Here is a 17,568-nt window from a genome sequence, read left to right on the forward strand (position 1 = left end):
TTATCCGTTGAAGAAGCTTTTTCCAATCGTCGCTTTCGTTGCCGTTGCGCTGATCAGCATGACAATGGCGGGGTTCGCCTATTTCGCGACGCAAGAGGCGGCTCGCATCAAGTTCGACGCGACCGCGGACGATGCGCTCAACCGTATCGAGAGCCGGATCGACCTGCAGCTGTCGCTGCTGCGCTCGTCGCAAGCCTTGTTCGACGCCCGCAATGGCGACATCTCGCAGAGCGAGTTCAAAGCGTTCTTCAATGCCCTCAATGTCGATACCAATTTCGCCGGCCTGCGCGGCATCGGCTTTCTCCGGCTGGTGAAAGCAGGCGACGAGGCAACGGTCGAACGCGACATGCTGCATGACCAGGGCGTCAGGCGTGCGATCTATCCGGATACGACGCAGCCATGGCGCACGCCCGTTGTGCTGTTCGAGCCGCTCGATCCGTCCAACAAGGCCAGCATCGGCTATGACATGTTCACCGAGCCCGTGCGGCGCGCGGCAATCGAGAAGGCAATGGCAGATGACCAGCAGCACGCGAGCGGGCTGGTGCAACTCGGCCAGGACACGGGTGCAGCACAGACCTTCACCGGCTTTCTCGTCTTCGTGCGGCTCAACGTCGAGACCGCACCTGATGCCATAAACGCATCGCGATCCTCGACGGTAGGCTTTCTCTACGCGGCCTTCCGGGCCAGGGAGCTGTTCCAGATCGCGCTCAGCCGTGCGCCGCTGCTGCCCGTCAACACCGAAATCTACGATGGCGGCGTCGATCCGGATCATCTGCTGTTCCGGTCGGAGACACCGCCCGTCTCGGGCTTTGGCGACAGGCTGCTGGTCACCCGCAAGATCAGCGTGGCGGGCCGGCCGTGGACCGTGCAGTTCAGGCCGACAAGCGCCTTCTCGCAGCCATCGTCGCGGGCCATCCCGGTCATGCTCGGCCTGTTCGGGCTGCTGCTGGCCGGCGCCATCGCGCTTGTCGCGCGCTATCAGGAGCGAGCCTACGAGGCAGCATCGCTGCTGCATGAGACGACGGAAAAGAGCCTGCTCGAAAAGGATTTGATGCTGCAGGAGATGAAGCATCGCATCAAGAATTCGATCACGCGAGTGCTGGCGATCGCGCGCCAGACCGCGTCACGTGCCAGCGACGTCAATGAGTTCTCGGCATCTTTCTCGGCCCGGCTACAGGCAATGGCCGCGTCCCAGGACATGCTGACGCGCTCGCGCTGGCAGAAGGCGGATCTCGGCGATCTCCTGCGCATCGAGCTTGGCCAAGTGTTCGGAAAGGAGCTGCCGGAAGAGCTTTTGTCCGGGCCGGAGGTGCTGCTTGACGAAACCACGACGCAGGCACTGGGCCTCACCTTTCACGAACTGGCAACGAATGCGCTGAAATATGGCGAGGCCGGCAATACGGTCGGCGCCCTCAGGATCGAATGGTCGGTCGAAGGGCGCGGGCGTGACCGGGTCTTGGCTCTGAGCTGGCAGGAAACCGGGCAGAAGAAGGTCGACGCCCCGGCCACGACCGGCTTCGGCACCAAATTGATCGACCTCAATGTCACGCGTGAGCTGCGTGGCACGATCCACCGCGATTATCGCGATGACGGATTGAATGTGGAAATCAGGATTCCGCTGCCGGCGTGAATGCCATCGGGCCTTGGCGGAATCGCTCCAGGCTTCCCGCGGCGGCCAATAAATTGCCGCACCGCTGCCGGGTTCGCGAATGAGCCCGACAGCGGCGATTCAAGTTGCTCGGAGCGGTTCAGCGTCTGATAGATCGCCGATCCGCTCCTTGCTCGCAATTCCGGCGGGAAAACCGCTCCGCGCTTTTCCCGCCGGAATTACCTTAGTTGCAGCGAGCCGTGTAGATGCGACCCCGATGATCGCGATACTGGCAGTATCCATTGCGCAGGTTGCGGACCAGCAGGCCGGAGCCGGCACCGACGGCCGCGCCGATCAGCGCGCCCTTGCCGCCGCCGACCAAGCCGCCCACGCCGGCGCCGATCAAGCCGCCGCCGACGACATCCTGCTCGGTCGAGGTACAGCCGCTGACGGCGACCACGGCAGCCATGGCAATAAGAATTTTCCGCATAGGGTCACTCCTCACTTCGTGTCCTCACTTTAATAAGCTCCAGCCGTCACTTAGCATGAAAAAACGACCTTTGCTGCTCCAATTTATTGTTGGTGAAGAGAGTCTTTTTCTGGGCGCAGCTTTCCGATGCCTCGGCCGCCGAAAAACCCGAGCGATGTGCGCGCGCGAACGTGGGGGCGGGATCAGGCCAGCTGGGACAGGGCGATCAGGACAATTGCCGCGGCCAACGCCGGAGCGACGATGGGCAGGATGCCATGAGCAACCGGCGATGCCGTGGATGTCTCGGGATCCTGGAATTCGCCCATCGAAATGCGAGCGGCCTGCTCGAGTCTGTTGATATCGGCGACCGTCAAGGCGCTCCTCCCCACTATGCTGCGGCAAAGCCCTCGAAAGCATGCTCGTCGGCTCGGCAGTTCCATCGGTATCTGGCAAAAACAGCATCTGCTTCTATGGTGAACAGCCGGTTAAAAGATGGCGGTCGCCTACTCCGTCTCGAAATTGCCGTGCGGAACAACGAGATGGTATTCGAGGCGACCATCCGCGATCTCGAGGCGCGCCGTTCCGTTCAGGGAAGAGGGCACTACGCGTTCCAGTGCGACGCTGCCGAAGCGCTTTTTGCCCTCTTGGTTGCTGTCGGTTCCTATGGTTTCGGCCCAGGTCAGCGACAGGGCAATGCCGCCATCGGCGGCGGTGTCGAGGACGGCGGTCACTTCGACGAAGCCCTCCGGCCGCGACAGGGCGCCATAGCTGACCGAGTTGACGGCCAGTTCATGCATCGCAAGGCCGATATGCAGCGCGGCGTTGGGGTTGAGGTAAGGATTTGCGCCGCGGAAGCGAAGGCTGTGCGACGCGTCCGTCCCGTAGCGGCCGACCTGACCGGCGACGAGTTCGCGAAGGGCAGCACCGCGCCAGTTGGAGGAGGTTACCAAATCCTGGGAGGAGGCCAGCGACTGGAGCCGGCCGCGAAAGCGGGTCAGGAAATCGCCGATGCTGTCGGAATAGCGTCCCGTCTGGGTGGCGATGCTCTGGATGATTGCCAGCAAATTCTTCGAGCGGTGCGTGACTTCGCGCAACAGCGTCGTCAGCGTCTGTTCGCGGCGTCGCTGCTCGGTCGTCTCGACCATGGTGGTGACGACACCTTGCACGTCGCCGGCCTCGCCATGGTCGGCGTCGATCCAGACCTGAAACCAGCGCATGCCGTCCTCCATCGGGACGCCGATCTCGAGGCGCTGCGGATCGCCGCTTGCGACGACGTTGCGCTTGGCAGCGCCAATGCGGTCGGCCTGTGCCGGCGGCAGGATGCCGTCGCCCTCGCTGCTGTCGGCGGCCCAGGGCGCACGCATGTTCCGCGCCCAGACCGTTTTCATGTCGCGGTCCTGGTAGAGGACGGAAATGCCGGCATTGTGCAGTGCGTGGAGAAGCGCCCGGCCAAGTTGCATGCCGCTTTCGGCGGGATGCAGGGCAATGACCTCGTCCCCCCGCTCGTTCTTCTTGGTATCTCGAGCCCTGGAACGCATCCGACCTGTTCACCCAACTCAGGCTGAACGGCTCACCGTCCAATGGGTTCCAAGGCAGGTTTTACGGGAACCAGACGCCCAAAAGCGGTCCGCCGGGCGGCGTCCTTGTGGGACACCACCCGGCGGTGGCTGGAAACCGTTTGAGGGGTGCGGCTTCCAGTGTTCGCCTGATAACTCTCAGGCCCGTCTGAACAGGCCGGCGAGAAGCGAAATGATGAGGAAAGCGAGAAAGATGAAGAACAATATCTGCGCTATCCCGGCAGATGTACCGGCAATGCCGCCGAAACCAAGCGCGCCGGCGATGATTGCCACGACGAGAAATACGAGCGCCCAGTAAAGCATGGTTCCATCTCCTTCCAACTATGTGAGAAAAACGTGGGTGGATGCGGTTTGTTCCACTTTTTGCCGAAAAAGACGATCCCCCCGCGCACCATCGTGGCGCGGAAAAGCAAGGCGCGGCCAGCGGAACCTTCCGGCTGGTCGCGCCCTGCTTTTGCGCGTTTGCGACTTCAGTTGCGCATGGCTATGCGGCTGCTTTCGCCTGCCGGTCGAAGAACAGAGCCTGGCTGATCAACGCCTTGACCATGTCCGGGTTGAACGGCTTCGTCACCAGGAAAGCCGGTTCGGGCCGCTCGCCGGTCAGGAGACGCTCGGGAAAGGCGGTGATGAAGATCACCGGCACGGAAGTCGACGACAGAATCTCGTTCACCGCCTCGATGCCCGAACTGCCGTCGGCGAGTTGGATGTCCGCGAGCACCATCTTCGGCCGCGTCTTGCCGAACATCGTCACCGCTTCGGCATGGGTGCGGGCGGTGCCGACGACCCGATGGCCCAGGCTCTCGACCATCTCCTCTATGTCCATGGCGATCAGCGGTTCATCCTCGATGATCAGCACGTCGGTCGCCACCTGGCGGGAAATCTCGTTGCTCGCCTGGGCAAGCAGTTCTGAGAATTCCTGTTCGCCGACGCCAAGAATTTCGGCCGCCTCATCCTCGCTGAAACCCTCGACGGCCACCAGAAGGAAGGCCTGGCGGGGAAGCGGCGCGATCGCATTGAGATTGGCCGCAGCGCGCTGTTCCCATGCCGATTGCGCCTGTTCTTGTGGAACGCGGATGGCGACGGACGTGAACAGTTTGGCGAAGACCTTGTACAGCGCGATTCGCTCGCTGGATGCCTCGGGAAAAATGTCGACATCGGCGATGATGGCCTCGAGCATCGCGGCAACCAGCGCGTCGCCGCTCTCCTGCGATCCCGATACGGCACGCGAGAAGCGGCGCAGGAACGGCAGGTGCGGAGCGATGGTGGCGGATAAACTCATGACGGACGTCTCCCTCAGATGACGTGATTGACTAAAAATGCAGGTCAAGCCCCATTGCAAGCCCCAACGACACAAACGCTGGCTTTCGCAAAAAGTTCCGGCCCCGGGAACTAATACGCCTGAACGGCGTTTGAATTGGGGATGGGCAACCAGACGAGGATGCCGCTTGTGTTGTGTTGAGTTATGTTGAGCGGCTATGGGGCTGGATTAAAGGGCGAAATGAAGGAAATGACGAAAGATGTCTTGACTGGCGCCTCAATCAGGCGCCGGAACGGCGTGGGCGACCCGCTCGGGCCGAATTCCGAAATCGGACGCAAACTCAAGCAGTATTACGACGAGCTGGTCTCCGACGATGTGCCGGATCGTTTCGCGCAGTTGCTCAGCCAACTGGAGCGGGCCGAGCCCGCACAGAAAAAGGACTGAGGCATGGCAACGGTCTCACAAGGCTTCAAGACCGATCTGCTTGGGGCAATACCGAGCTTGCGTGCCTTCGCAGTGTCACTGACGCAGAATGCCGACAAGGCCGACGACCTCGTGCAGGAAACGCTGGTCAAGGCCTGGGACAAGCATGAGAGCTTTCAGCCCGGTACCAACCTGAAGGCATGGCTCTTCACCATCCTGCGCAACGAGTTCTATTCGCAGATGCGCAAACGCGGCCGCGAGGTGCAGGACAGCGACGGCATCATGACAGCCAGGCTTGCGGTGCATCCCGCCCAGCACGGCCAGCTCGACCTCAAGGATTTCCGCGGTGCGCTCGAGCAACTGCCCGAAGACCAGCGCGAGGCCATCATCCTCATCGGCGCCTCGGGCTTCTCTTACGAGGAGGCGGCCGAGATTTGCGGTTGCGCGGTCGGGACGATCAAGAGCCGCGTCAGCCGAGCCCGCACGCGCCTGCAGGAGATACTGAAAATCTCCGGCGAAGACGAGTACGGTCCCGATGCGATCTCAGCACAGGTCACGGGCACGGCGGCGCACTAAAAAAGCGTCGCATCGAAACGGCTGACAGAATCGCCATCGCATCCGCTGACTCTTACGCGATGCGACGTCGTCAGGCGGGCGGGACTCGTCCGCAGGCCCGGGCCACCGCTTCCACAAGATCTTCGCCCGAATAAGGTTTGCTGACCAGCCTTATCCCTGGAAAGGCAACCTTGATCTCGTCCGCATCCGAATAACCGGAGGCAAAGACGAAGGGCACGCCCGTTTCACGCAGGCGCGATGCAAAGTCGAAAGTCGGAGTGCCCCCCAGCATGAGGTCGACGATCGCCGCATCGAATTGGGTGGCAACCTGTCGGCCATCGATCTCGGCCAGGTCACGGACAAGCACCACGTCGTCGGCGCCGTGATCACGGCAAAGCTGCTCGACATCCATGGCGATGAGAAATTCATCTTCCAGGACAAGAATGCGCAATCCGTCAAGCAAAGGCGACACAGGCAATGGCTCCTTGAAACGCAGCGAGTCATGATCGCTATTTGACGCGCTGTCATTTAAAAAAGACATGCCACCGCAGCGGCTGAGCCCGCGGCTCTCGAGGAGCGGTCGAAATGTCAATCCAGAACGGCCTTGCTTCCTCCAGCCGCCGGTACGATTGCGAGAATTGCCCACTGCGGCCGCTGCCGGGTTTCCGCAAATTCGAGAGATCGGAACTGGCCTTCATCGACAAATTGAAGAAAGGCGAGCTCGCGGTCGACAAGGGCGCAACGGTGCTGGTGGAAGGACGCCGCAGCGCCCATCTCTACACGGTGCTGTCGGGCTGGGCTTTCCGTTACAAGCTGTTGTCGGATGGCCGCCGTCAAATCCTCAACTACGCCGTCCCTGGAGATCTCATCGGGCTGCAAGGCGGCGTGATGGGCGAAATGCAGCATTCCGTCGAAGCCTTGTCGCCGATGCTGCTTTGCGTGTTCGAGCGGGAGTCCCTGCATGAGCTTTTCCGCAACCATCCGGGCCTGGCCTATGACATCACCTGGATCGCGTCGCGCGAGGAGCGGATGCTGGACGAGAACCTGCTCAGCGTCGGCCGCCGCAGCGCGATCGAGCGCACCGCCTATCTCATCGCCTTCATCGGCAGCCGGGCCAAGGCCGTTGGCCTCAATGGCGGGCGGCTCACCCGGATCGCGTTCACGCAGCAGCACATCGCCGATACGCTCGGGCTGTCGTTGGTCCATACCAACAAGACGATTCGCAAACTGATGGATCGCAAGCTGATCGCTTGGCGCGATGGCGGCTGCGAGATCATCGATCATGAAGGGTTGAAGCAGCTTGCTGGCTGGGAGGGGCTGGGCAAGGAACGACGGCCGCTGATCTGATCGGATGCAGGAGGCCCCGTTTTGAGCTAGGGTCCAGATCGATGGAACCGGGACGGCCTCTATCCATTGGATTGAGCGTGATCTTTTGGCAAACCGACACCCGCTTTGCGGGATCATGCCCGTTTATCCGAGGGGCTCGGAACCTTGAGACATGCAGCGCGTTGAAATCAAAGCAATCACAGGGAGTTAAGCGATGGCAGCTGCCGCAGGAAAGAACGCAAGCGAAGCGCGGGCGAACTCGGACCTCGAAGCCGATATCAGGCAGTTGAAGGCCGATATCGACAAGCTGACGAAGCAGCTGGCAAAGACAGGTGAGCATGGATACGGCACCGCCCGCCGTGCCGCCGCCGAAGGTGTCGAGCATCTGCGCGCCCAAGGCGAGGCAGCCTTTGATAGCCTGCGCAGCAACACCAGGGATATAGAGGCGCAGATAGCGGCAAGCGTGCGCGAGAAGCCGGTGACTTCATTGGCGATCGCCGCCGGCGTTGGCTTCCTGTTCGCGCTCCTGGCGCGCCGCTAGTCCCGCTCAAATGGGATTGCTGGCTTCCCTTGTCTCGGGCCTGGCTTCGGGCGAAACCGTTGCAGCCATGCGCCGCGCGCGCACGGCTGCAATTGTCTATGCGCTTGCCGCGCTCGCGGCGCTGTGCGGTCTCGGCTTCCTGATCGGGGCCGGCTATATATGGGCTGCGGACCGCTATGGGCCGCTCGCGGCGGCGTTGGGCTTCGGCGTCGGCTTTCTGATCGTCGCGGGCCTGATCTTGCTGATCTATCGCTTCTCGGCCGGCTCGCGCGCACGGCGCCGGGCAGAACGGCGCAAGGCGGACATGACCGCAATCGGGGTCACCGCCGCACTGGCCGCTCTGCCGGCGCTGCTCAAGGGAAAGGGCGGCCTCGGGGCCATTCTCGGTCCCGCCGTGGCGTTGGCGGCTTATGCCATCTACCGCGAGAACGTGAAACCAGGTCCCGGCGGGCCGGCTGGCGGCGATCCTGATTGAGGCTGACCGGATGAAGGCTGCGTCCGGATTAAAGCTGGGCCGGTCACTTGGAGAGATCCTCCAGCGGCATGGATATTTCGGCAAAGACGCCTTCCGGCCGGAACTCGTGCGCCACTTCGCTGGAGATGACCTTGGCCAGGCTGCGGCGGATCAGGATCGAGCCGAAACCGTGCCGCTCGGGCGGGGCAACCGCAGGACCGCCGCTTTCGCGCCAAGTCAGGACAAGGCGCCGGTCGCTTTTTCTGCCTTGTGTCTTCCAGCTCAGATCGACCTTGCCGGATGTCGCCGACAGCGACCCATATTGTAGGGCGTTGCTGGCCAGTTCGTGCAAGATCAGGCCCAGCCCCACTGCCTGGTCCGGCGACAGCAACAGATCGGGACCGGTGATCGTCATGCGCAGTTGCTCGGCGGTGTCGAAGGGCCTCACCTCGATCTGGACGAGTTCATGGATGCCGATGCCGCGCCATTCCCGGTCGGACAGCAGATTATGGGCGATGCCGAGTGCCTGGAGCCGGGCGCCGAAGGCTTCCAGGAAAGCGCTCGGCTGCCGGGCATGGCGCACGGTCTGCGTCGCCAGCGCCTGAACGGTCGCCAGCGTGTTCTTGACGCGATGATTGAGTTCGCGAAGCAGCAGCCTTTGCCTTTCCTCCCCAAGCTTGCGTTCGGATATGTCGTAATTGACCCCGAAGATCAGCGTCGGCTTGCCGTCGCCATCGCGCTCGATGACGCGGCCGCGCGTCGCCAGCCAGCGGGGTGGATGGAAGCCTTTCACTCGGTACTCGCCGAAATAGTCGTCGCCGCCGGCCAAGGCGTCGCGGAAGCGGGTTTCGGTTTGATAGACGTCGCGTGGATCTATTGCCATCAGGATGTCGCGCGCCCGCAACCGGTTCGATCGCGGCAGATTGAACAATTCCGGCAGCAAACCATCGCATTCGATCATGTCGGTGCGGATGTCCCAGGCCCAGCTGGCAAGCGATGCCGCGTCGAGCGCTATGGCGCGCCGTTTTTCTTCGCGAACCAGCGCTGCCTCGGCGATGGCGCCGCTGCGCGTCGCATCCTTCAGCGTGAACAGGCTGGCGGCTAGGCCGGCCAGCGCCTTCAACTGGTCGAGCCTGACGCGCGATGGAAAGGGACGGGGCTTGCGGTCGAAAACGCAGAGCGTTCCGATCCTGGCGCCGGCGACGGTCACCGGCGCGCCCGCAAAGAAGCGGATGTGATGCTTGCCCGTGACCAGTGAGTTGGCTTTAAAACGCGGATCCAAGGTCGCGTCGGGTACCACCATCAGTTCGCCGCCCGCGGCAATCGCATGGGCGGAGAAGGAGATGTCGGTTGCGGTCTCGATCTCGTCCAGGCCGACACGCGACTTGAACCATTGCTGCTCGACGTCGACGAGCGTAACCAGCGCGATCGGTGCGCGCATGGCGGCCGCGGCAAGGCGGCTGACGCCGTCGAAGTCGGCGTCAGCCATCGTATCCAGCGCCTGCAAGCCGTGCAGCACGGCCAGCCGGCCGGCGTCGTTGACGACGTGCATTACTTCGGCCGGAAGGCCCGGCGCCAATTTCGCCGCCTTGTTCACCAGCGCCCCCAACGCTTCCTCGCGAGCCCTCCGACTTCGCCTTCCCGACTTGCCGGCGAAGGGCTTGGCCAAACGCGGAACCTTCGTAGCAAGGAACCGTTACCCGAAGATGTTTTGCCAGAGACGCTCAACGCGTCCACATCGCATCGAGGCCGGCTATGCCCAAGACCATTCCTGAAAACAAAGCGCGTCAGGGACACTGGGGCTGGCACGGCTTGCGGATCCTGATTGCGGGACTTCTCCTGGCCTTTGTCGTTTGGGGCATCGTCGAGATTTACGGCGAGTACACGAAATCCCCGACCACCGAACAAGGCAGCGCTCCGAGCGGCTAGACTTCTGTTCCTCGTCGGCTGCCCCTGCATCAGGCCGCCTTTGCCCGCATGGCGTGCCGCGGCACCAGCACGTTCAAGGCGCCCGGGTGGATTTCGATGGTAATTTCGTCCTCGAGCTTGATAAGTTCACCGTCGAGGACGGCGCGGTATTTCCTGGCCGCCGACCGGATCTTCAGCACAGCCCGCTCTGTCTGATGGATTTCGACATGTTCATTGTCACGCCATTTGCCACGCGCGACGTTGAAAAAGAACTTGACCAGTTCGGCGCGCTGCCGCGCGACGGTGACATAAATGCCGAGCACGCCGCCCGCCGGATTGTCGGCAAAGGGCAGGTGACCCTCTCCAAACAGGTTGTTGGTGACGCCGACGCCGGTGGTTCGCGCCGTGATCTCGGCCTCGCCAATGGTCAGGGTGACCGTCATCGCCGGCGGATTCTTGATCGTCTGCCAAGCCGCTTTCGCGGATGCCCGCATCTTGCCCAGCCGGGAGCCGAACTCCATGTTCTGGCGTAGCTGCACCATCTTGGCGTGCATGCCGATCGAGAACTGATGCACGAAAGGCCGGCCATTGGCGGTGGCGATGTCTACCGCCATCACCTCGCCATCGGCGAAGGATCGCAAAGCCGCATCGAGCGTCTGCGGGATGCCGAGCCCGCGCGCGAAGAGGTTCATGGTGCCTGCGGGCAATATGGCCAGCGCCTTTTTCTTGCCCATCAGCCGCGCCGCCGCCGCCGATATCGTGCCGTCGCCGCCGCCGGCGAGAATCACGTCGATGCCGCGACGCGAAGCCGCGTTGTCCAATGCCGGCACGATGTCCTTGCCGGCAACCACGTCGATATCGATGGAATGGCCTGCCGCCTCCAGCAGGTCGCGCATGCGATCGCGAAAGCCATCCAGGTCGAGGGTGCGCAAGGTGCCACCGTCCCGGTTCAGCACCGCCGCAAACCGCATGTCCCCTCCGTGTTCTCAAAAAAACTCCGAGCCGGAGAAGCTCCAGCCGTCGGCTGAACGGCGCAAGTAGCAAAAAGGTTCCGGATGATGCGGCGAATTTCCCTTTGCAGGACGCAAGTTGCGAGCCGCGTGTGCGGAGAATATGCGTCCTGGCTTTTGTCGGAACAATGGGCGCAGTCACGACGTTGTGATCAGGCGAATGCCGCGTTCGCCCGTCGCCGGTGACGGCGGAGGCCGGTGCGGCATGCATGAAATCAGGCACGAGGAGACACCATCATGATCCGCAATCTTTTAGCCACGACTGCTCTTGCCATGTTCGTGGCGACGGGCGCGCATGCGCAGACGACTCCGACACCGGCTGCGCCTGGCGCGGAGCAACCCGCCGCTCCTGTGGTGCACGCCGAGGGCAGCATCGCCACCAACATCATCGGTGAATCGGTTTATAACGGCACCGGCGACAATGCCGAGAATATCGGCAAAGTAACCGACATCGTCTTCGACAAGGACGGTCAGGCCAAATCCATAGTCATCGGCGTCGGGGGCTTTCTGGGCGTCGGGACGAAGAATGTCGCGTTCGATTACGACAAGCTGCAGTGGGCCGAGAAAAACGGCGACCGCTGGCTGGTCGCCCAGACGACCAAGGACCAGTTGACGGCGCAGCCGGAGTTCGACACCAAGCCCTATGCTCCGGCACCGGCCGCATCGACAGCCGCACAGGCGCCGTCCACATCCGCGCCGAGCGATACCGCCCAGGCGCCAGTCGACATGAACGCGGCTCCGGCGGAATCGGTGAAGCGCGCCGCCGGCAATCTCGCCACCAATATCATCGGTGAGAGCGTCTATAACGGGACCGGCGACGATGCGCAGAACATCGGCAACGTCAACGACATCGTCCTGACCAAGGAAGGCAAGGCGCAATCACTGGTCATCGGCGTCGGCGGCTTCCTCGGCATCGGCGAGAAGAACGTCACCTATGATTTCGGCAAGGCCCAGTGGGCCGAGAAAAACGGCGACCGCTGGCTGGTAGCCCAAACCACCAAGGAAGAGCTGCAGGCATTGCCGGACTTCAACCGCAAGGCCTATGATCCGGCTCCGGTCACGACGGCATCCAACGCACCTGCTGCGTCCACCCCGGCCGTCGCGCCGACAACCAATACGGCTCCGATCGACAAGACGGCGCAGGCCCCGTCCGCCTCGACGCCTGATGCGACCGCCCCCGACCAGACGAAGACCGCAGCGATCGACAAATCCAAACTGACCGAAATGCCTGTCGGCGAAGTCAGGGGCGACGATCTCAAGGGTACCACAGTTTATGGCGCCAACGACGTCAAGGTCGGCGAGATCGGCGATGTCGTGCTGACGCCCGACAACAAGACCGACGCGGTCATCGTGGATGTCGGCGGTTTCCTCGGCGTCGGCGAGAAGGAAGTCGCCGTCGGCATGGACAACCTGAAATTCATGACCGACAAGGACGGTAACAAATATCTCTACACGACCTTCACCAAGGAGCAGCTCGAGGCCCAGGCCGCCTATGACAAAGGCAGCTATGCGCAGAACCGCGAGCAGCAGCGGATGATCGTGAGATAGCAACAACGGCAGTAGGGCAGTAGGGCAGTAGGGCAGTAGGGATTCCCTATTCCCCTACTGCCCTACTTACATAGCCCACAACGCCATCCCTGGTCAGCTCCGCCAGCGCCAGCGACTGGTCGAGATGTTCGGCCCGCCAGGCAAGCAGCCGTTCGGCGAACTCGAGCCTGGTCGGGAGATAGGCGGGATCGGCGGCGAGATTGGCGAGCTCGGCGGGATCCTTCTCCAGGTCGAACAGCAAGGGCGGCAGGCCGCCGCCGAAATGCACATATTTGAATTTTTCCGTGCGGATCACGGCGAGATTGCACTGGCGCGAGGCATGGCCGAAATGCCGTTCGGCTTCGCCTTCCGCGATCGAACGAAAATCGAATTCCCAATGCGCGGCGTCGCGCCAGTCCGACGGCTCCTCGCCGGCGATGAACGGCCGCAGCGAGTGACCGTCGAGGTGCGGCGCCGGTTCGCCGCCCAGCAGGTCGAGCAAGGTCGGCAATATGTCCACCGCCTCGGTAAAGCGGTCGACGGCCACGCCTGCGGTGTGGCCGTGACGCGGGTCGCGGATGACCAGGGGGATATGATAGCTGGCGTCGAAGAAGCCGCCTTTGCCCAGCATGAAATGGTCGCCCATCATCTCGGCATGGTCGGAGGTAAGCACAATGACCGTGTCGTCCCACGCGCCCGCCGTCTTGACCGCCTGCCAGATACGGCCGAGCTGCGCATCGACTTCCGAGATCATGCCGTAATAGATCGCGCGGATGCGGCGGAAATCATCCTCGCTCCAGTCATGTACGCTGCCGGCGGCGCCAGGTCGAAACTTGTGCTTTTTCTGCCTGCCGAAATCGTAGGCGAGATAGGGATGGCTGTCCGCCTCTTTCTGCCAGCCTGCCGCGCGGCGAAAGCCGGGGCCGTCGGCGGGGTCGTACATCGCGTCGTATGGTGCAGGCGCGATGAAGGGCGGATGTGGGCTGATGAAAGAGAGATGCGCGAACCAGGGCGCGGCATGCTCCTGTTCGCCCAGCCATCGGATGAATTCGCCGGCAAGAAAAGCCGTCGGCGTCTGCTCCTTCGAATAGACGGGCGGCGCAGTCGTCACGGAGCCGGCGTCGCCTGCCCCGTTCGCCGGTCGATGGATCGCGGGGGAGCCGGCGTCGGTATCGATGCCCTGCATTCCCAGCCATGACAGCCACTGCTTCTGATGCTCTGGCAGCAATTGGCGCACCGTGAAACCAGGAAGCACGCCTTCATAGCTTCGCAGCCGCGGATCAGCCGGAGCGAGCCGGCGCGGATCCAGCGATACGTCGGTGTAGCCGAACAGCGTCGGATCGTAGCCCAGCGCGCGCGCCGAAAGCGCTATATTGCCGTGACGGGCATCGAGCGGCGTGCCGTTGCGGCAAACCCGGTTATTCATCTGGTAGAGCCCGGTATAGAGGCAGGCACGGGCCGGCGAGCAGGGTGCCGCGCCGCCATAGTGCCGCTTGAACAATACGCCTTCCGCTGCCAATGCGTCGGCATTCGGCGTCTTCACCAGGGGATGGCCGGCCGCCGAAAGGCAATCGCCGCGCCATTGGTCGCAGGTGATCAGGAGAACGTTCGGACGCCTGCCTTTTCCGGTCACTGGCGATAATCCTTGGCTAATGTGCGAGCGTCGCTCATGGAACCGAAATCCCGCCCCGGCGCAAGCCCGGGCTGCTGGTGGATCGGTGAACAAACTGCTTTCGATTGTTCACTTCCAGAGTACAGTCCATCCCGTCTTTGTCGCCTTTGACGGGAACAGGCCGATGCTCATATTGGCGAGGACAGCGGCAGGGGCCGCAACAGAACAAGGGAGCAGCACTCATGCTCGACCAGATCAAGGGTTTGCATCACGTCACCTCGATGGCCAGCGATGCCCGCCAGAACAATGAGTTCTTCACTGGGAAGCTCGGCCTGCGCCGGGTCAAGAAAACGGTCAATTTCGACGCGCCCGACGTCTACCACCTCTACTATGCCGACGAGCTCGGCACGCCGGGTTCGGTGATGACCTATTTTCCGTTTCCCAATATCGGCAAGGGCCGTCACGGCGTCGGCGAGGTCGGCACCACCGCCTATTCGGTGCCGGAAGGCACGCTCGCCTATTGGGAAAGGCGCTTCGCCGAGGAAGGTATCGCCGGCCTTTCGCGCGAAGAGACCTTTGGCGAGAAGCGTCTGGCCTTCGCCGGACCGGACGGCGACGGTTTCGCGCTCGTCGAGGACAGGGCCGACACGCGCGCGCCATGGGCGAAGGGCGGCATTCCCGCCGACGAGGCGATCCGGGGCTTTCACTCCGTGTCGCTGCGCCTGAAGGATGGCGGCGCTACCGAGGAACTCTTGAAGTTCATGGGCTATGAGGAGCTCGACAAATCCGGCAATGTCCGGCGGCTGGCGATCAGGAACGGCAATGGCGCCGACGTCGTCGACATCGAATCGCTACCCGGTGCCGCCTTTGCCGATCTCGGCGCGGGCTCGGTCCATCACGTCGCTTTCGCTGTCGAGGATCGAGCCAGGCAGCTCGAAGTGCGCAAGGCGCTGATGGATACCGGCTACCAGGTGACGCCAGTGATCGACCGCGATTACTTCTGGGCGATCTATTTCCGCACGCCGGGCGGCGTTCTGTTCGAAGTCGCCACCAACGAGCCGGGCTTCGACCGCGACGAGGACACCGCCCATCTCGGTGAAGCTTTGAAGCTGCCGGCGCAGCATCAACACCTGCGGCCCTATCTCGAACAGCATCTGCAGAAGCTGGAAGACTGAGGGGCGGGGTCATGAGCACAGACAGCTACATCCACAAGGTGCTGCCCGGTTCGCCGGGCGGTCCGCTGCTCTTCGTCTTCCATGGCACCGGAGGCGATGAGGGCCAGCTCGTCTCGCTGGGGCGCGGTCTCGCGCCCCAGGCAACCATCATCTCGCCACGCGGCGATGTGTCTGAACAAGGCGCTGCGCGCTTTTTCCGTCGCACCGGCGAGGGCGTCTATGACATGCAGGACCTGGCGCGCGCGACTCGGAAGATGGCGGGCTTCGTCAAGGCGCAGATAGCAGCGGCAAAACCGTCGGCGGTCTACGCTCTCGGCTATTCAAACGGCGCCAACATCCTGGCGTCGCTGCTGTTCGAAGCCCCTGACCTGTTCGACGCGGCGGTGCTGATGCACCCGCTGATCCCGTTCGAACCGGAGGTGAACGGCAGTCTTGCCGGGCGCCGCATTCTGGTGACCGCCGGCAGGCGGGATCCGATCTGTCCGCCGAACCTGACTTCGCGGCTCGAAGCCTATTTACGCGCCGATGGCGCCGATGTCACAGTGGAGTGGCATGAAGGCGGGCACGAAGTGCGGCCGAACGAAATCGAGGCGGCGCGGCGGCTCCTTGCCGGCGTGGCCCAAGGAGTAAGTGATGCCTGACCAACTGCCGGAGATCGAACTCGAAGATCGTGGTTCCAAGGGCCGCTACGTGCTGCGTGGTCCGGGCGGCGCCGAGGCGGAGATGACCTTCACCAGGATCGGCGAGCACCAGATCATCATCGACCACACCGAAGTGCCCGACGCGTTTCGCGGCCAGGGTGCCGGGCTTCGGCTCGTCACCCGCGCCGTCGAGGATGCGCGCGCGGCGGGCAAGAAGATCATCCCGCTCTGTCCCTTCGCCAACGCCCAGTTCCGCCGTCATCCGGAGTGGGCCGACGTGCTGAAGGGGTAGGATCAGCCGGCGCTTTGCCAGTCGGGACCCGCGGGAGTAAAACAGTGTGATAGGCCAGCACGGCTTTGGCATTTGCACGCTCGGCCCATCTTGCCTAAGTAGATATGATATATCGCGGGCGGCGTGCGACACATCGAACCGAATGATCCCTTCATGACCGAAACCGATCTCGTTCCCGTCTTCGACGGCCATAACGACACGCTGCTCAGACTCTATCAGTCGAAAGACCCGGACGTCGAAAAGCTGTTCATGGAAGGGAAATCGGGCGGCCATATCGACCTGCCGCGCGCACGGGCCGGCGGGTTTGCCGGCGGCATGTTCGCGATCTTCCCGCCGCCTGTCGAGAGAGGCCGGCGCGGCGCTGTCCCGTCGACGCCCAGCGATGCCGAGCCTTTGCCGCCCGAACTCCCGCACAGCGATGCTCTGGCCTCGACGATCGCGATGGCTTCGATCCTGTTCAGGCTGGAACGGGCCGGAGCGCTGAGCGTCTGCCGCAATGCCGCAGATGTGCGCGGCGCCATGGCGCGCGAGTCGATCGCTGCGGTATTCCATATCGAAGGGGTCGAGGCGATCGATCCCGAACTCACCATGCTCGACGTGCTGCATGCCGCCGGCTTGCGCTCGCTCGGCATCGTCTGGAGCCGCCCGAACGCTTTCGGCCATGGCGTGCCGTTCCGCTTTCCGTCCTCGCCCGATACCGGTCCCGGCTTGACCGATGCCGGCAAGGCGCTGGTCAAGGCCTGCAACCAACTCAGGATCATGATCGACCTGTCGCATCTCAACGAGAAAGGCTTTCGCGATGTCGCCGCGCTCAGCGATGCGCCGCTGGTCGCGACCCATTCCAACGTGCATGCGATCTGCGGCCACTCACGCAATCTCACCGACTGGCAGCTCGGCGCGATTCGCGAAACCGGCGGCATGGTCGGGCTGAACTTCGCCACCGGCTTCCTGCGCGAGGACGGAAAGATGAATGCCGATACCGGCCTCGACATCATGGTGCGCCACATCGATTCCCTGCTGCAGGCGCTGGGTGAGGATGGGGTTGGCCTCGGCTCCGATTTCGACGGAGCCATGATCCCGGCCGTCATTGGCGACGCCGCCGGCCTGCCGAAGCTCATCGATGCGCTCGCCGCACGCGGCTTCGGCCGCGCGCTGATCGAAAAGATCGCCTACCGAAACTGGCTGGCCATGCTGGAAAGAACCATAGGATAG

The 17,568-nt window shown here is 63.0% G+C and carries 21 protein-coding genes; 12 read left to right on the top strand and 9 right to left on the bottom strand.

Annotated elements, in window-relative coordinates; all coding sequences use genetic code 11:
* Positions 1-7: 7 nt before the first annotated feature.
* Complete coding sequence (locus FJ973_RS26665; RefSeq protein ID WP_140517889.1) at positions 8-1,630, top strand: CHASE domain-containing protein; 1,623 nt, start codon at positions 8-10, stop codon at positions 1,628-1,630.
* Between the two features lie 202 nt (positions 1,631-1,832).
* Here the strand turns inward: FJ973_RS26665 and FJ973_RS26670 are convergent, their stop codons facing one another.
* The 5 genes from FJ973_RS26670 to FJ973_RS26685 all read right to left on the bottom strand — a co-directional run bounded on the left by FJ973_RS26670 (position 1,833) and on the right by FJ973_RS26685 (position 4,913).
* Positions 1,833-2,078 (bottom strand): YMGG-like glycine zipper-containing protein, encoded by a 246-nt coding sequence (locus FJ973_RS26670; RefSeq protein ID WP_140500585.1) that lies wholly within the window; start codon positions 2,076-2,078, stop codon positions 1,833-1,835.
* A 182-nt stretch (positions 2,079-2,260) separates the two neighbouring features.
* Positions 2,261-2,431 (bottom strand): hypothetical protein, encoded by a 171-nt coding sequence (locus tag FJ973_RS31040; RefSeq protein ID WP_181168298.1) that lies wholly within the window; start codon positions 2,429-2,431, stop codon positions 2,261-2,263.
* 129 nt (positions 2,432-2,560) lie between these two features.
* Positions 2,561-3,595 (bottom strand): PAS domain-containing sensor histidine kinase, encoded by a 1,035-nt coding sequence (locus FJ973_RS26675; protein ID WP_140500587.1) that lies wholly within the window; start codon positions 3,593-3,595, stop codon positions 2,561-2,563.
* Between the two features lie 177 nt (positions 3,596-3,772).
* Positions 3,773-3,937: a DUF1328 domain-containing protein gene (locus FJ973_RS26680; RefSeq protein ID WP_006203859.1), complete on the bottom strand. Its 165-nt coding sequence runs from the start codon at positions 3,935-3,937 to the stop codon at positions 3,773-3,775.
* 181 nt (positions 3,938-4,118) lie between these two features.
* A complete protein-coding gene (locus FJ973_RS26685) occupies positions 4,119-4,913 on the bottom strand; it encodes a response regulator (protein WP_140558431.1) in 795 nt (264 codons plus the stop codon).
* Positions 4,914-5,132: 219 nt separating this feature from the next.
* Between FJ973_RS26685 and FJ973_RS26690 the strand changes: the two genes are divergently transcribed.
* Together FJ973_RS26690 and FJ973_RS26695 are read left to right on the top strand one after the other, a co-directional pair.
* Positions 5,133-5,336 (top strand): NepR family anti-sigma factor, encoded by a 204-nt coding sequence (locus FJ973_RS26690; RefSeq protein WP_181165418.1) that lies wholly within the window; start codon positions 5,133-5,135, stop codon positions 5,334-5,336.
* A 3-nt stretch (positions 5,337-5,339) separates the two neighbouring features.
* Entirely contained in the window at positions 5,340-5,891 is a 552-nt protein-coding gene (locus FJ973_RS26695; RefSeq protein WP_140500591.1) for an RNA polymerase sigma factor, read from the top strand.
* A gap of 70 nt (positions 5,892-5,961) precedes the next feature.
* On the opposite strand, the gene FJ973_RS26700 is transcribed toward FJ973_RS26695, so the two are convergent.
* The gene (locus FJ973_RS26700; protein ID WP_140500637.1) at positions 5,962-6,411 is read right to left on the bottom strand and encodes a response regulator; all 450 of its coding nucleotides are present in this window, start codon (positions 6,409-6,411) and stop codon (positions 5,962-5,964) included.
* Positions 6,412-6,455: 44 nt separating this feature from the next.
* Here FJ973_RS26700 and FJ973_RS26705 point away from each other — a divergent pair, with 44 nt between their 5' ends.
* The 3 genes from FJ973_RS26705 to FJ973_RS26715 all read left to right on the top strand — a co-directional run bounded on the left by FJ973_RS26705 (position 6,456) and on the right by FJ973_RS26715 (position 8,212).
* Complete coding sequence (locus tag FJ973_RS26705) at positions 6,456-7,217, top strand: Crp/Fnr family transcriptional regulator (protein WP_140558432.1); 762 nt, start codon at positions 6,456-6,458, stop codon at positions 7,215-7,217.
* 193 nt (positions 7,218-7,410) lie between these two features.
* Positions 7,411-7,737 carry a DUF883 family protein gene (locus FJ973_RS26710; protein ID WP_140517891.1) on the top strand — a complete coding sequence of 109 codons (327 nt, stop codon included), beginning with the start codon at positions 7,411-7,413 and terminating at the stop codon, positions 7,735-7,737.
* A gap of 10 nt (positions 7,738-7,747) precedes the next feature.
* Positions 7,748-8,212, top strand: coding sequence for a hypothetical protein (locus FJ973_RS26715; RefSeq protein WP_140500594.1), 465 nt, complete (start codon positions 7,748-7,750; stop codon positions 8,210-8,212).
* 43 nt (positions 8,213-8,255) lie between these two features.
* Here FJ973_RS26715 and FJ973_RS26720 read toward each other — a convergent pair whose 3' ends face one another.
* Complete coding sequence (locus FJ973_RS26720; protein WP_246671781.1) at positions 8,256-9,788, bottom strand: HWE histidine kinase domain-containing protein; 1,533 nt, start codon at positions 9,786-9,788, stop codon at positions 8,256-8,258.
* A gap of 158 nt (positions 9,789-9,946) precedes the next feature.
* Between FJ973_RS26720 and FJ973_RS31045 the strand changes: the two genes are divergently transcribed.
* Positions 9,947-10,120 (top strand): hypothetical protein, encoded by a 174-nt coding sequence (locus FJ973_RS31045; RefSeq protein WP_181165417.1) that lies wholly within the window; start codon positions 9,947-9,949, stop codon positions 10,118-10,120.
* Between the two features lie 29 nt (positions 10,121-10,149).
* On the opposite strand, the gene FJ973_RS26725 is transcribed toward FJ973_RS31045, so the two are convergent.
* Positions 10,150-11,070, bottom strand: coding sequence for a diacylglycerol kinase family protein (locus tag FJ973_RS26725; RefSeq protein ID WP_140525473.1), 921 nt, complete (start codon positions 11,068-11,070; stop codon positions 10,150-10,152).
* Between the two features lie 276 nt (positions 11,071-11,346).
* Between FJ973_RS26725 and FJ973_RS26730 the strand changes: the two genes are divergently transcribed.
* Positions 11,347-12,657, top strand: coding sequence for a PRC-barrel domain-containing protein (locus FJ973_RS26730; protein ID WP_140558434.1), 1,311 nt, complete (start codon positions 11,347-11,349; stop codon positions 12,655-12,657).
* Between the two features lie 46 nt (positions 12,658-12,703).
* Here FJ973_RS26730 and FJ973_RS26735 read toward each other — a convergent pair whose 3' ends face one another.
* Entirely contained in the window at positions 12,704-14,269 is a 1,566-nt protein-coding gene (locus FJ973_RS26735; protein WP_210240117.1) for an alkaline phosphatase family protein, read from the bottom strand.
* 221 nt (positions 14,270-14,490) lie between these two features.
* Here FJ973_RS26735 and FJ973_RS26740 point away from each other — a divergent pair, with 221 nt between their 5' ends.
* From FJ973_RS26740 to FJ973_RS26755, 4 genes are all read left to right on the top strand, one after another.
* Entirely contained in the window at positions 14,491-15,423 is a 933-nt protein-coding gene (locus FJ973_RS26740; protein WP_140558435.1) for a VOC family protein, read from the top strand.
* Between the two features lie 11 nt (positions 15,424-15,434).
* On the top strand, positions 15,435-16,064 hold the full coding sequence (locus FJ973_RS26745) for an alpha/beta hydrolase (RefSeq protein WP_140558437.1): 630 nt from the start codon (positions 15,435-15,437) through the stop codon (positions 16,062-16,064).
* Entirely contained in the window at positions 16,057-16,356 is a 300-nt protein-coding gene (locus FJ973_RS26750; protein ID WP_140500600.1) for a GNAT family N-acetyltransferase, read from the top strand. The genes FJ973_RS26745 and FJ973_RS26750 overlap by 8 nt, the downstream gene beginning before the upstream one ends.
* 153 nt (positions 16,357-16,509) lie before the next feature.
* Positions 16,510-17,568 (top strand): dipeptidase, encoded by a 1,059-nt coding sequence (locus FJ973_RS26755; protein WP_140558438.1) that lies wholly within the window; start codon positions 16,510-16,512, stop codon positions 17,566-17,568.

The sequence above is a fragment of the Mesorhizobium sp. B2-1-3 genome, assembly GCF_006442495.1.
Taxonomy (GTDB): Bacteria; Pseudomonadota; Alphaproteobacteria; order Rhizobiales; family Rhizobiaceae; genus Mesorhizobium.

What these genes read in the sequence shown, in the direction of transcription:
- FJ973_RS26750 (WP_140500600.1), top strand. Translation starts at nt 16,057, where the DNA reads ATGCCTGACCAACTGCCGGAGATCGAACTCGAAGATCGTGGTTCCAAG.
- FJ973_RS31045 (WP_181165417.1), top strand. Translation starts at nt 9,947, where the DNA reads ATGCCCAAGACCATTCCTGAAAACAAAGCGCGTCAGGGACACTGGGGC.
- FJ973_RS26745 (WP_140558437.1), top strand. Translation starts at nt 15,435, where the DNA reads ATGAGCACAGACAGCTACATCCACAAGGTGCTGCCCGGTTCGCCGGGC.
- FJ973_RS26705 (WP_140558432.1), top strand. Translation starts at nt 6,456, where the DNA reads ATGTCAATCCAGAACGGCCTTGCTTCCTCCAGCCGCCGGTACGATTGC.
- FJ973_RS26695 (WP_140500591.1), top strand. Translation starts at nt 5,340, where the DNA reads ATGGCAACGGTCTCACAAGGCTTCAAGACCGATCTGCTTGGGGCAATA.
- FJ973_RS26740 (WP_140558435.1), top strand. Translation starts at nt 14,491, where the DNA reads ATGCTCGACCAGATCAAGGGTTTGCATCACGTCACCTCGATGGCCAGC.
- FJ973_RS26670 (WP_140500585.1), bottom strand. Translation starts at nt 2,078, where the DNA reads ATGCGGAAAATTCTTATTGCCATGGCTGCCGTGGTCGCCGTCAGCGGC.
- FJ973_RS26675 (WP_140500587.1), bottom strand. Translation starts at nt 3,595, where the DNA reads ATGCGTTCCAGGGCTCGAGATACCAAGAAGAACGAGCGGGGGGACGAG.
- FJ973_RS26680 (WP_006203859.1), bottom strand. Translation starts at nt 3,937, where the DNA reads ATGCTTTACTGGGCGCTCGTATTTCTCGTCGTGGCAATCATCGCCGGC.
- FJ973_RS26715 (WP_140500594.1), top strand. Translation starts at nt 7,748, where the DNA reads ATGGGATTGCTGGCTTCCCTTGTCTCGGGCCTGGCTTCGGGCGAAACC.
- FJ973_RS26690 (WP_181165418.1), top strand. Translation starts at nt 5,133, where the DNA reads ATGAAGGAAATGACGAAAGATGTCTTGACTGGCGCCTCAATCAGGCGC.
- FJ973_RS26725 (WP_140525473.1), bottom strand. Translation starts at nt 11,070, where the DNA reads ATGCGGTTTGCGGCGGTGCTGAACCGGGACGGTGGCACCTTGCGCACC.
- FJ973_RS26685 (WP_140558431.1), bottom strand. Translation starts at nt 4,913, where the DNA reads ATGAGTTTATCCGCCACCATCGCTCCGCACCTGCCGTTCCTGCGCCGC.
- FJ973_RS26730 (WP_140558434.1), top strand. Translation starts at nt 11,347, where the DNA reads ATGATCCGCAATCTTTTAGCCACGACTGCTCTTGCCATGTTCGTGGCG.
- FJ973_RS26710 (WP_140517891.1), top strand. Translation starts at nt 7,411, where the DNA reads ATGGCAGCTGCCGCAGGAAAGAACGCAAGCGAAGCGCGGGCGAACTCG.
- FJ973_RS26700 (WP_140500637.1), bottom strand. Translation starts at nt 6,411, where the DNA reads ATGTCTTTTTTAAATGACAGCGCGTCAAATAGCGATCATGACTCGCTG.
- FJ973_RS26755 (WP_140558438.1), top strand. Translation starts at nt 16,510, where the DNA reads ATGACCGAAACCGATCTCGTTCCCGTCTTCGACGGCCATAACGACACG.